General features: G+C 70.6%; 11 protein-coding genes. 8 read left to right on the top strand and 3 right to left on the bottom strand.

Going from position 1 to position 12,521, the window contains the following annotated elements; genetic code table 11:
• The first annotated feature begins 78 nt into the window (after positions 1-78).
• A complete protein-coding gene (locus QQX02_RS00695; protein WP_301140577.1) occupies positions 79-1,197 on the top strand; it encodes a hypothetical protein in 1,119 nt (372 codons plus the stop codon).
• Between the two features lie 18 nt (positions 1,198-1,215).
• Here QQX02_RS00695 and QQX02_RS00690 read toward each other — a convergent pair whose 3' ends face one another.
• Complete coding sequence (locus QQX02_RS00690) at positions 1,216-1,830, bottom strand: DapH/DapD/GlmU-related protein (RefSeq protein WP_301140576.1); 615 nt, start codon at positions 1,828-1,830, stop codon at positions 1,216-1,218.
• A gap of 126 nt (positions 1,831-1,956) precedes the next feature.
• Here QQX02_RS00690 and QQX02_RS00685 point away from each other — a divergent pair, with 126 nt between their 5' ends.
• From QQX02_RS00685 to QQX02_RS00665, 5 genes are all read left to right on the top strand, one after another.
• Entirely contained in the window at positions 1,957-2,385 is a 429-nt protein-coding gene (locus QQX02_RS00685) for an ACT domain-containing protein (protein WP_301140575.1), read from the top strand.
• Between the two features lie 200 nt (positions 2,386-2,585).
• Positions 2,586-3,014 (top strand): MerR family transcriptional regulator, encoded by a 429-nt coding sequence (locus QQX02_RS00680; protein ID WP_436968489.1) that lies wholly within the window; start codon positions 2,586-2,588, stop codon positions 3,012-3,014.
• A complete protein-coding gene (locus QQX02_RS00675; protein ID WP_301140572.1) occupies positions 3,011-4,603 on the top strand; it encodes a peptide chain release factor 3 in 1,593 nt (530 codons plus the stop codon). The genes QQX02_RS00680 and QQX02_RS00675 overlap by 4 nt, the downstream gene beginning before the upstream one ends.
• A gap of 4 nt (positions 4,604-4,607) precedes the next feature.
• Positions 4,608-5,960 (top strand): MFS transporter, encoded by a 1,353-nt coding sequence (locus QQX02_RS00670; protein WP_301140571.1) that lies wholly within the window; start codon positions 4,608-4,610, stop codon positions 5,958-5,960.
• 278 nt (positions 5,961-6,238) lie between these two features.
• On the top strand, positions 6,239-7,699 hold the full coding sequence (locus QQX02_RS00665; protein ID WP_301143612.1) for a SulP family inorganic anion transporter: 1,461 nt from the start codon (positions 6,239-6,241) through the stop codon (positions 7,697-7,699).
• Between the two features lie 20 nt (positions 7,700-7,719).
• Here the strand turns inward: QQX02_RS00665 and QQX02_RS00660 are convergent, their stop codons facing one another.
• Together QQX02_RS00660 and QQX02_RS00655 are read right to left on the bottom strand one after the other, a co-directional pair.
• Positions 7,720-8,214 (bottom strand): GNAT family N-acetyltransferase, encoded by a 495-nt coding sequence (locus tag QQX02_RS00660; RefSeq protein ID WP_301140570.1) that lies wholly within the window; start codon positions 8,212-8,214, stop codon positions 7,720-7,722.
• 50 nt (positions 8,215-8,264) lie between these two features.
• A complete protein-coding gene (locus QQX02_RS00655) occupies positions 8,265-10,178 on the bottom strand; it encodes a DUF4914 family protein (protein ID WP_301140567.1) in 1,914 nt (637 codons plus the stop codon).
• 334 nt (positions 10,179-10,512) lie between these two features.
• Between QQX02_RS00655 and QQX02_RS00650 the strand changes: the two genes are divergently transcribed.
• Together QQX02_RS00650 and QQX02_RS00645 are read left to right on the top strand one after the other, a co-directional pair.
• Positions 10,513-11,295 carry a hypothetical protein gene (locus QQX02_RS00650; RefSeq protein WP_301140566.1) on the top strand — a complete coding sequence of 261 codons (783 nt, stop codon included), beginning with the start codon at positions 10,513-10,515 and terminating at the stop codon, positions 11,293-11,295.
• Positions 11,296-11,390: 95 nt separating this feature from the next.
• A complete protein-coding gene (locus QQX02_RS00645; protein ID WP_301140565.1) occupies positions 11,391-12,521 on the top strand; it encodes an Rv2578c family radical SAM protein in 1,131 nt (376 codons plus the stop codon).

The raw sequence follows: 12,521 nt of genomic DNA, 5'->3' as shown, positions 1-12,521 counted from the left end.
TCAGGCGTGACCTAAGTCCTGTGCTGCTCCGCTGCGAGACGCTAGCGTCGAGAGGGAGTCGCAGTCCGAGGGAGCGCCGTGACCGCCAGGAGTGACCACGACAGCGTGGGTGAGCGCGAGACCGCGCCCCCACCCCACGCCGTCCCGGTATGCCCCGTGTCGCTCCGCATGAACGAGATGGCGGCGATGCTCAACGCCGAGCTCGCCGACCATCTTCTCTACGACGGCTTCGAGATCCAACGCTTCGACGACGCCGAGCACGGCACCGGCATGATGGCGTTCCTGAGCCGCCGCGCCGATCGCACGGTCGACTGCTACGTCGAGCCTGGTCTGCGTCTCGACCGCAGGATGTACGGCATCGGTGGTGGCCTGCGCTCGTGGAACGAGACGGTCTTCGATGCCGCCAGCCTCGATGTGGCCGAGGACGGGGTCGCGGTACACGTGGCGTTCACGGACGTCGACGGTCACCCGATCGACATCGCCATCGACGACCGCGACGGCACGCCGCGCCGACGCGGTGCGCTGCTCGCGCCGGTGGGCGCAGGCATCGACCGGCCGGTGTCGCTGATGCTGGTGTGGATGCCTCAGTTCGACCTCGTGCGCGACGTCCGCGATCGCGAGCCGATGATCCGCATCGATGGTGAAGTGGCCGCTGTGGGTCGGCTGCCGGGGGCCGGAGTGCACCATCGCCACCTCATCAAGTACGCCGCGGGGCTGCGCATCGTCGAGTTCAACCGCGACCTGGACGCCCCCGCGACGGCGGGTGGCCCCGGCTCCGTCGAGCTCACGCAGGACGGCCGGGCGGTGAGCGCCGTCTCCGCCACGTCCGGGGGCTCCGTCGCCCAGGTGGCCTTCACTCCGGCCTTCCCTGACCTGCGCCGTGTCGACGCCGGTGACGAACGCGCTGGTGAGTGGCGCATCGGCGTGGACGGGCGCACGCTCACCGGCGGAACATGGACGGTCGCCGGAGCCGCCGACCGCGCCGAGGTTCACCTGATCGTCACCCGCCGGTGGCGGCCGCGGGGGCTGCCATGGCTCATGCGCGTGGTCACCACCGTGATCCCGGTGTTCCGGCGATGGCCCACCAGCTACGCCTGGCGCGCGACCATGCCCTCCGTCGACGGGGCGATGCGCTCGCGGTGGGAGCGGACCCGCACGGAGGACGGCGCCCAGTATCGGCAGGCGACCGGCAGCTGAGACCGGAACGGCCGGTGTCTACAGGTCGCGCACCACGCGGGCGGGGTTGCCGGCCACGAGGGTGCCCGGTGGCACATCCTTGGTGACCACGGCGCCCGCCGCGACGACCGCGCCGCGGCCGATGGTCACGCCCGGACACACCACCACGGACCCGCCCAGCCAGACGTCAGGCTCGAGAGTGATCGGGAACGCGCGCTCCCACCCCTCGCGGCGCAGTTCCACGTCGAAGGCGTGGTTCACGGTGTAGAAGCGGGTCTCGGGTCCGATCAGCGCGTTGTCGCCGATGGTCACGATGCCGCTGCCGAGGATCATCAGGTTCGCGTTGATGAAGACGTTGGTGCCGAACCGCACGCGCTCCTTGTACTCGAGGTAGATCGGCGGACGGAAGTCGAGCCCCGGCCCGCACTCGCCCACGAGCTCCTCGAGCATGCGCGTCGCCGCCGCCGGGTCCTCGAAGTACAGGCCCCCGAGCTCGCGCAGCCGGGCGATCGTCGCGCGCTGCATGTCGGCCAGTTCGGGGCCGGCACGGTACCGGAACCACTCGTCGTGGGCGAGCTTCTCGTACTCGGTGCGCGCGGCATCCTCGACGGGGATCTCCGCCATCTTCGCTCGCATGTCGGCTCGGTCGGTCACGGTTCCTCCAGGTGGTCGATCCCCACAACCTAGGCCCACACCTGGCGCGTCGCCTGGGACCTCAGGCGGGCATCCAGCGTTTCGGTCCGTAGGCCCCGCGGCCGGCTCAGTCGGTACGCTCGAGACATGGCAGGCGAGAGCGACCTCGACACCCTCATCGCGACCATGCGTCCCGAGCTCGATCCCGTGACGTACGTATGGGCCTCCATGCAGGGGCTGGCGGCCGCCGGAGCGCTGATCGACGCCGTCGCGACGGTGCGTGAGGCCGAGGGCTGGAGCCTGGTGCTGCCCATCGACGCCGCGTCGCGTCACGGCCTCGACTTCAGCTTCCCGAGCGCGCGCCTCACGCTGACGGTCGAGTCCGCGCTGGAGGCGGTCGGCCTCACCGCGGCGGTCGCCCGAGCGCTCGCCGACGCCGGCATCGCCGCCAACGTCGTCGCCGGCTTCCATCACGATCACGTGTTCGTCCCGCGCGAGCGGGCAGCCGATGCGATGGCCGCGCTCGCGGCCCTGACAGCCGGTTCCTGGTCGTCCGACGTCACCGAGGGGGAGTGAATGCGACGGCGAGGCCAACGCTGGCCCCGGCCCGCGCATCGGCGCTGCTGCGAGTTCTCACCCTCGCCGACTGTGCCTGCCCGCCGCCCGGCGGCGAAGCCCGCTGTGCCCCTCGCGGGGCGAGCGAGGTGCGTCGTCTCGCGTTGAGCGCGATCAGCCGGGCCGCCGGTCGCGGATAGGCTAGTGGGTCGACGACAGGGATGAGCATGGACGACCACAAGCAGATTGGCGAGGCGGCGGAGCGCACGGGGCTGTCGCTGCGCACCATCCGCTACTACGAAGAGGTGGGCCTGATCACGCCCTCCGCCCGGTCGCACGGCGGGTTCCGGCTGTACACCGACTCGGACATCGCGCGCCTGATGCTCGTCAAGCGCATGAAGCCGCTGGGCTTCAGCCTGGACGAGATGCGCGACCTGCTGAGCGTGCTCGACGAGCTGGACCGCGCGGACCTCGAGCCGGCGGCGCGCGCCAGCGCGCACGAGCGACTCGGGATGTTCGAGGCCGCGGCCGACGAGCGGTGCGCGAGCCTGCGATCGCAGCTCGAGACCGCGGAGGAGTTCGCGCACAGCCTGCGGCGCGAGTCTCGCCAGCAGGCCCGCCACCACGAGAGCGCAGGTCAGGACCAGTGACCGCGCCCGTCCTCCACGCGGGAAGCGTGGCCCAGGAGTCGGAGCGCCGGCGCAGCATCGCGGTCATCTCGCACCCCGACGCCGGAAAGTCGACCCTGACCGAGGCCCTCGCGCTGCACGCCCACGCGATCGAATCGGCGGGCGCGGTCCACGGCAAGGGCGACCGCGCGGGCACGGTGTCGGACTGGATGGAGGTCGAGCAGAAGCGCGGCATCTCGATCACGTCCGCGGCGCTGCAGTTCGCGTACGGCGACCACATCGTGAACCTGGTCGACACTCCGGGACACGCCGACTTCTCCGAGGACACGTACCGGGTGCTGACGGCCGTCGATGCTGCCGTGATGCTCCTGGACGCGGCCAAGGGTCTGGAGCCGCAGACCCTGAAGCTCTTCGACGTGTGCCGGCGCCGCGGCGTTCCCGTCATCACCTTCGTGAACAAGTGGGACCGCCCCGGCCGCGAGGTCCTAGACCTGTGCGATGAGCTCGAGCAGCGCATCGGCCTTCGCCCTGCGCCCGTGACGTGGCCCATCGGCGTCGCTGGCCAGTTCGCCGGGCTGCTGGATCCGACGGACGGCACCGTGCGCACGTACCAGCGCGCACCCGGCGGCGCCGCCGTCGCCGTCGAGACGGTCCTCGACGCCGACGAGGCCGCCCGTGAGCTCGGCGACGAGTACGTGGCCGCCCACGAGGAGGCGCAGCTGCTCGAACCCGTGGACCGCGAGGCGTTCCGCCGCGGCGAGTCGACACCGCTGATGTTCGGCGCCGCGCTCAGCAACATCGGGGTCAAGCAGCTGCTCGACGTGGTGATCGACCTCGCTCCGTCGGCCCTGCCGCGTCCCGACGAGTCCGGTGAGGACCGGCCCGTCGACACGCCCTTCAGCGGCTTCGTGTTCAAGATGCAGGCCGGGATGGACAAGCAGCACCGCGACCACGTCGCGTTCATCCGCGTGTGCTCGGGGGTCTTCGAACGCGGCATGGTCGTCACGCACGCGCGCACCAAGCGACCGTTCGCCACCAAGTACGCGCTGTCCGTGTTCGGCCGTGAGCGCTCGACGGTCGAACGCGCCTACCCCGGAGACGTGGTCGGCCTGGTCAACGCCAGCTCCCTCGCGGTGGGGGACACCATCTACGACCCCTCCGGCAAGCACGTCTCGTACCCGCCGATGCCCGCGTTCGCTCCCGAGCACTTCGCGGTGGGCCGCGCCAAGGACCCCGGCCGCTCCAAGCAGTTCCGCAAGGGAATCGGCCAGCTGCAGCAGGAGGGAGTGGTCCAGGTGCTCATCTCGGAGGCGCGCGGAGACGCGAACCCCGTGCTCGCGGCCGTGGGGCCGCTCCAGTTCGAGGTCGCGGCGTTCCGCATGGAGCACGAGTTCTCCGCGCCGATGCACCTCGACACGATGGGATTCTCGCTCGCGCGCCAGGTCGCACCCGACGACCTCCCCGTCGTGGCGCGGTATCCCGGCATCGAGATCGTGCGGCGTGCCGACGGCGTGATCCTCGCGCTCCTGCGTGACATCTGGCACGCGCGGTCCTTTGAGCGCGCGCATCCCGACGTCCCCCTGACCTCGCTCGAAGCCAGCGACGACTGACGGGATGCGGAGCACCCCACCGCACTCGTCGGCCTCTCGGGTCCGCGCGCTCTCGTCGCAGGGCTTCTACGGCTGGCACATCGTCGTCTTCGCCTCGATCGCGCTCGCCGCGACCGGGCCGGGCCAGACGGTGGGCATCTCGCTGTTCATCGATCCGCTGATCGAGGACTTGGGAGTCTCACGTTCGGCGATCGCCACCGCGTATCTGATCGGGACCCTCGGGGGAGCGGTCGCGCTGCCCTTCATCGGCCGGGCGCTTGACCGCTACGGCGTGCGCCGCACCATGGCCGTGATCGGGCTCGCGTTCGGCGCACTGCTCATCGCACTGTCGTTCGTGAGTTCGATCGTGGGCCTGACCGCGGGCTTCGTGGGCGTGCGCATGGCGGGCCAAGGGGCGTTGGGGCTCACTGCCACCACGGCGGCCGCGTTGTGGTTCGAGCGTCGGCGCGGTCTCGCGACGGGCATCGTCTCCGCCGTCGGCGCCGTGGGCATCTCCATGACGCCGCTGCTGCTCGAGGGCCTGATCTCTCAGCACGGGTGGCGTACGGCGTGGCTCATCGAGGGCCTCGTGGTGTGGGCCGTCGTCATCCCGCTCGGGCTCGTCGCCATGCGCGATCGACCGGCGGCCCTGGGGCAGCGGCCCGATGGCGACGCCGCGCCACACCCCGATGCGCCGGTCATCCCGGAGCCGGGACTCACCCGCTCGCAGGTGCTGCGTCACCAGTACTTCTGGCTCGTCGCCGCGGCCGTCGCCGTCGCCGGGCTGCTGACCACGGCCGTCGCGTTCCACCAGATCAGCCTCCTGACCGCACGCGGGCTGACCGCGACGGAGGCGGCCGCGAACTTCATCCCCCAGACGGTCGCGGGCCTCGCGGCCACGCTCGTCACGGGGTACCTCATCGACCGGTTCGCGCCGCGGTGGATGACGGTCGGCTCGATGGTGTCGCTCGCGCTCGCACTCGTGTGGGGAGCGCAGGTGGGCCCGGGGGTGTCCGCGATCATCTTCGGCATCCTGCTCGGCACGGCGAGCAACATGATCCGCGCGGTCGAGGCGGCGACCCTGCCGCGCTACTTCGGCACGCGTCACATCGGCGCGATCCGTGGGCTCGTGGCGTCCATCAGCGTGGGCGGGACCGCACTGGGGCCGCTCCTCTTCGCGGCGGTGTTCGACCGCATCGGCTCGTACTCGCCGGTGCTCGTGGCGAGCTCCGCGATTCCGCTCGTGATCGCGGTGTGGGCGCTCGTCGCCCCCGAGCCTGCGCCGATGCGGGGCGAGCCTGGGCGGGCACCCGAGCCCGATGCGGATGACGACGAGGCGGTCGCTGGCCCCTCAGGGGCAAGTCTCCCGTCACGTTAGGGTAGGGTGGTGCGCGGCCAGGCGGCCGCCACGTGCAAGCCCCCGGTCCTGCATCGATAGCCGTCGCTCGGCATCGCGAATCGTGGCGCAGCGTTGCGCACTCCAGTCCAGTCCCCACCAGGGTCCGCGTCGTCATGGCGATGTCCCTCGGGCGTGCGCGCCCGCAACACACGAAGGAATGACGCGTGTCCGATAACGCCCGCCCATACCTGTCCGATCCCGCTCCTACGCCGCAGCCCGTGAAGGGCGCGCCCGAGGCCGACGAGTCCTTCTCCGTGATGCAGGCACTCAAGTCGCCGCGCCGCCTCCGCACCGAGGTCTTCGCGGGACTGGTCGTCGCGCTCGCGCTCATCCCCGAGGCGATCGCGTTCTCGATCATCGCCGGCGTCGACCCGCGCGTGGGCCTGTTCGCCTCGTTCACCATGGCCGTCACCATCGCCTTCGTGGGCGGCCGGCCCGCGATGATCTCGGCGGCCACGGGTGCGGTCGCGCTAGTGATCGCGCCGGTGGTGCGCGAGTACGGCATGGACTACTTCATCGCCACCGTCATCCTGGCGGGCGTGCTCCAGGTGGTGCTGAGCCTGCTCGGCGTCGCCAAGATGATGCGGTTCATCCCGCGCTCCGTCATGGTGGGCTTCGTCAACGCCCTGGCGATCCTGATCTTCATGTCGCAGATCCCGCACCTCACCGACGTGCCGTGGGCCGTGTACCCCATGGTCGCCGTCGGCATCGTGATCATGGTGCTGATGCCGCGCTGGACCACGGTCGTCCCCGCGCCCCTCGTGGCCATCGTCTTCCTCACCGCCGCCGCCATCATCGCCGTCATCAACGTCCCGACCGTGGGCGACGAGGGCGAGCTGCCCGACTCGCTGCCCACGCTGTTCATCCCGGACGTCCCGCTCAACCTCGAGACGCTGCAGATCATCGCGCCCTACGCGCTCGCGATGGCGCTGGTGGGCATCATCGAGTCCCTGCTGACCGCCAAACTCGTGGACGACGTCACCGACACCCACTCGAACAAGACGCGCGAGACGTGGGGCCAGGGCACCGCGAACATCGTCACCGGCTTCTTCGGCGGCATGGGAGGCTGCGCGATGATCGGTCAGACCATGATCAACGTGAAGGCCTCCGGCGCCCGCACCCGCATCTCGACCTTCCTGGCCGGAGTGTTCCTGCTGATCCTGGTGGTGGGCCTGGGCGACACCGTCGCGACCATCCCCATGGCAGCGCTCGTGGCCGTGATGATCATGGTGGCCGTCGGCACCTTCGACTGGCACTCGGTCCACCCGGGCACGCTGAAGATGATGCCCAAGTCGGAGACCGCGGTGATGCTCGTCACCGTGATCATCACGGTGTGGACCCACAACCTCGCGATCGGCGTGGGCGTGGGCGTGCTCACCGCGATGGTGCTGTTCGCCCGCCGGATCGCGCACCTCACCACGGTGACCCGTCTGGACGCGACGGACGAGGACGACCAGCGCGTCTACGCCGTCGAGGGGGAGCTGTTCTTCGCCTCCTCCAACGACCTGATCTACCAGTTCGAGTACTCGGGGGACCCGCACAACATCGTGATCGACATCTCCGGCGCACACGTCTGGGATGCCTCGACCGTGGCCGCTCTCGACGCCGTGCGTCACAAGTACGCCAAGAAGGGCAAGTCCGTCACCATTGTGGGCGCGAACGAGGACACCCAGACCCGCCTCGATCGGCTCGCGGGCAACCTGGGCGGCGGCCACTAGGCGACGCGCCTGGGCTGGGGTCAGCCGAACTCGCGGTAGAGGTAGAAGGCGCGGTCGCCCGTCTCCGGGTCGCGGTGGACGAACGCGTGACGCTCATAGAAGCGCAGCGCGCCATCGTCGGGCTCGTCCACCCCGATCTCGACCATGGCGATGCCGCGGCGCGACACCTCCTCGAGCAGCAGGCCCATCAGCGCGGAGCCGATGCCGCGGCCACGGAGTTCGGGAACGACGTAGAAGTCCTCGAGGTAGGCGACCGGACCCGCGGTGAGCGCCGAGTCCCTCATCGCGAGCGTCACGAATCCCGCCGCGGGGTCGCCCGCGAGGAGCGCCCAGAAGCGATCGCCCGCGAGCACCCTCCGGAGCCGCGCCTCGAGCACCTCGACGGCGTCGATCGGGGCCTCGAACTCGGTGTTGAAGTCCCACAGCAGCCGCGCGAGCACTGCCGCGTCGTCGACCGACGCGACCCGCGTCGCTGCCGCCGCCTCGAGCGGTCTCTGGGCGCGCGCATCGGCCATCCCTCGAGGCTGCGACCGCGCGTGGGCGTGCGCACGGCGAGAGCGCCCGGCTAGAGATAGGTGGGCGTGAGCGCCTCGTAGTCTTCCACGGTGCCGTCGGCGAGACAGGTCTCGATGATGCGCCGGCCCAGGTCGGACAGGTCCGGCGTCACGAACTGCGCGAGCTCGGACTTGAAGAAGCCCGTGAGGATGCGGCAGCCCTCGTCGTACGCCTCGACGCCCACCTGCGACTGCATCTCGGGCCGCAGCAGCGTGCGCCGGACCGGTTGCCCGTCCAGGGTGATCTCGTGCGGGGTGTAGCCGAACAGTGCGCACCGCGCGGGCTCGAGCTGCTCGGCGCGCATGCGGCCCCCGCCCTTGCGCGCGAGCCACTCCCGGGTGAGCCACTCGGCGGAGAAGCCCACGTGATAGGCGCCGATGTGCTGGTTCGGGGTGAGCACGTAGCGGGTGTGGTCGTACGTGACGAGCTGCTCGAGGAGCAGGTTCGCGGCCGCGACCTTGGTGCCGGTCGAGAACGGCCAGTATGAGCCCACGCCTTCCGAGACCATGCCGCCGTGCTCAAGGGTCGAGAGCGCATCGGCCGCCTCGCCGATCGAGGGGTTCTTGTCGCCGCGCGGCGCCACCAGTCGCCACAGCCAGGCGATGGCAGGCGGCACGAAGTGCGCCAGCCCCATGATTCCGTAGCTGGGATGGTCGCGAGTGCACGCGGGCATGCGCACGCCGAACGTCCGCACGTCCACGGGCTGGGGCTCGTTGACGATGTCTTCGATCATGCGCCGCGGGATCACCACGCGGGGGTTGGGGCAGGGCTCTCCGGTCGAGTCGAGCGTGTGCTCCCACGGCAGCACCGTGGCATCGGCGACGCCCTGGATGTTGAAGAACACCAGCGGCGTGTCCGGGTGGATCACGGCGCGCTCGAGGTGCGGGTCCTCGCCGTAGGTGCGCAGGTTGTCGACGCGCACGAACCAGCCGTCCTCCGCGTCCGCGACCACCATGCGTCCGCTGCCGTCCTGGACCGCGGGGTGGCACAGGGTCATGTCGTCGGTCACGGGGGACAGGTCCGACGTCTCGGACAGCGTGATGTAGTACGGCTCCTCGGTGACGACGTTGGCCCCCAGCAGGATGCGACCGTCGTCCTCGCGCCGCAGCTCCTGGCACATCTCCGACTTGCCGCCGCCGGAGGCGCCCTCGTGCATCACCACGGTCTCGTTGTCGTACGGCGTGGTGACGCGCACCGACGAGGCGTGCGCCGTGATCCACCCCTCGGCCTCGCCGATGTCGAGCAGCACGGAGAAGACGCCCTTCTTGGCGCTCGGCCCGGGGTACAGGTTGTACGCGAAGATCTCGTGCAGCGTCTCGGAGCGGTCGTGGACCACCACCTGGCGGCCCTCGAAATGACTGTGGCGGAATGGGGGAGCGACGTACAGGATCGAGCGCGGGTCGAACGGCCCGAGCTCGTCGAGCGTCACCCAGCCCTGCAGGTCCACGAGGGCGAGCGCGAAGAACGCGGCGTTGACCGGCACGATCGCGAGCGACGGCGATCCGTGGATGGGCCCTCCGGCCTTGAACGGCACCACCACCAGGTCCTGGCGCGCCATCCACGCGAGGGTGTCCGCGCGCGTGTCGCCGAAGCCGTGGCCGAATCTGTCGGCGAAGCGCGTCTTGTCGGTGGGGCGCGAGTCCGCGATGACCATGCACTGCGGGTCGCGCCGGCGCATGTAGTCCTCGGGGTAGTTGACCGCAAGGCCGTTGCGGCAGCGCGTCACAGTCGCCTCGGTGATCGACTCGCCGTCGACGTCGTAGTCGACGGAGAACTCGGGGCCGCCGTCGGGGCCGAGCGCGATCGCATACAGCTCGGCCCGCGTGGCCGGGACGGTCACGGAGGGAGCGGTCGCGAGCATGCGCCTGACGTCAGGGGCGAGGGCGACATCGCTCAGGGCGGCTGCGGTGCGGGCAGTGGTCATGATGGCTCCTCGCGAGGGTGGGTCGTGCAGCGGCGCGGTGTCACGGTCTCTGCGGTGAGGGTGTGGTCAGTCACGGTCCGGAGCGCGGGGTCGCCCTGCATCGAGTATGGCGTTCGTCAAGAACGGGTCAAGGGACCTACGTCCCAGTGCACATGGTGGAGGGCCGATGCGGGGGAGGCCAGGGGGCGTCTGCGCCACTGAGGGCCCCCGGCCGATGCTGGGGCGAGGTCATGGCGACTGCCTCTTCCCTCCGCGAGGCTGGCGGCCCTATGCTCACGCCAGGCCGTGCTGCCCCATCACCGCATCGGCGACGACACGCCTGCAAGGAGGCGACATGTCCGGCACCACGGGCCACGGCATTCAGGGCGACGCGCCCACCGGTTCCGCGCGCCGGGGCGCGAGAGCGTGGCTCCTGACGGCGACGCTCGTGACGGGGGTGCTGGCGCTGGTCGCCCTGTGGCTGGTGCTGCGAGCGACCCTCGACGATGGGCCGCCGGAGGCGGAGCCCGGAGCTCAGTCCATGCCCGTGGTCGCGCCGGCCGAAGGCTCGGGGCTCACCGGTCCCGTCCAGACCGTGTGCGCTGAACCCATGACGTGGGCCGCGACGGACGTGCGTCCTGCGTTCGTGGCAGCCGTGACCGCCAGCGGCCAGGCCGAGGTGTGCATCGACGTGTATCGCCTCCCGGACGAGGATCCGGCGAAGGACTACTACCGCGCCGTCGCGAGCGGCGCGTGGACCACGCAATCCCGCGCGACGCAGTGGCCGTGGCAGGCGCGCGGCGAGCCTGCCGGTGAGGTCTGGGTCGAGCTGTCGTGGAGTCCCGCATCCTTGGACAACTCCTGGCAGACCGAGTGGGTGTCGCTGGGGGAGTGCAGTGCCGATGGGGCCGGCGAGACCCGCCACCTGCCCGGTCTGGTGCCGCCGGGCGCAGAAGGAATCTGCGCACGCGACGCCGCCGTCATCGGCCAGCCCGAGGCCGACCTGAGCCACGTGACCTGGAGCGTCATCGCTCCGCAGGCACACGATGCGACGGCGATGATGCTCGACGTCGCAGTGCCCGAGGGCGAGGTGCCGGCGTTCTCGCTCGCCGTGCGTCAGGCCGACATCGAGGGCTGACCCCGCCGCGGCCCGGCCCTTGGCGAGCACAGCGCTGGAGCGACGCGCGCGCCGTGGTGTTTGACGGCGGATCGAACGCGTGTTCGAATGGTCGCATGCGATGGGAGGGTCAGGCGGTCACGGCGGAGAGCGCCGATGCGCTGCCCGGCCTGGCGCGCATGGGCAACCTCGTGCGCTCCGTGCGCACCCCCGAGTTCGAGGGAATCGTGTTCCATGAGGTGCTCGCCAAGAGCGCCCTCAACAAGGTGGGGCAGTCCAGCGCCGTCCCGTTCACATGGACCATCAACCCGTATCGCGGGTGCTCCCATGCGTGTGTCTACTGCTTCGCGCGGCCCAGCCACAAGTACCTGGATCTCGACGAGGGCAAGGACTTCGACAGCCAGCTGATCGTCAAGATCAACATCGTCGAAGCCCTGAAGAAGGACCTTGCCAAGAAGTCCTGGACCCGCGAGCATGTGGCGCTCGGCACCAACACGGATCCGTACCAGCGGGCCGAGGGCCGGTATCAGCTCATGCCGGGGATCATCGACGCTCTCGCCCAGTCAGGCACGCCACTATCGATCCTCACCAAGGGCTCCCTGCTGCGCCGGGACCTGCCGCGCCTCGCCGCGGCAGCCACGCAGGTGCCCGTCGACCTGGCGCTGTCGATCGCGATCGCCGACGACGAGCTGCAGCAGTCCATGGAACCGGGCACCCCCACCACCCAGGCACGGCTCGCGACGGTCACGGCCGCGGCGGAGGCGGGCTTCGACGTCGCCGTCTTCATGATGCCGATCCTGCCGTTCCTGACCGACTCCGAGGAGCACCTCGACAATGCGCTCGCGCGCATCAAGGCCGCGGGCGCCACCTCTGTCACGTACACCGCTCTGCACCTGCGCCCCGGCGTGAAGGAGTGGTACGCACGATGGCTGAACACGCATCGGCCGGATCTCACCCCGCGCTACCGGGAGCTGTACGGCGAAGGCGCGTACGCCCCCAAGGAGTACCGCCGCTGGCTCGCCGCCCGCCTCAAGCCGCTGATCGAGGCCCACGGACTGGAGCGAGCGCCGGAGGACCCGAACACCGGGTCCATGGGCTCGACCTCCGCGGGTAACGAGCCGGCGCGGCGCGTCGATGCCCGCGACGACCAGGGAGAGTGGCGGCGCACCGCGAACTCTCCCCGTGGGGACGCGAAGGGCGCGCACGCCAACCTCGCTGAACTGCAGCCGGAGCCCACGCTGTTCTGA

It is taken from the genome of Demequina muriae (genome assembly GCF_030418295.1).
Classification (GTDB): Bacteria; Actinomycetota; Actinomycetes; order Actinomycetales; family Demequinaceae; genus Demequina; species Demequina muriae.
The sequence above is the reverse complement of the archived record's forward strand: the minus strand, read 5'-3'. Positions and strand labels throughout refer to the sequence as shown.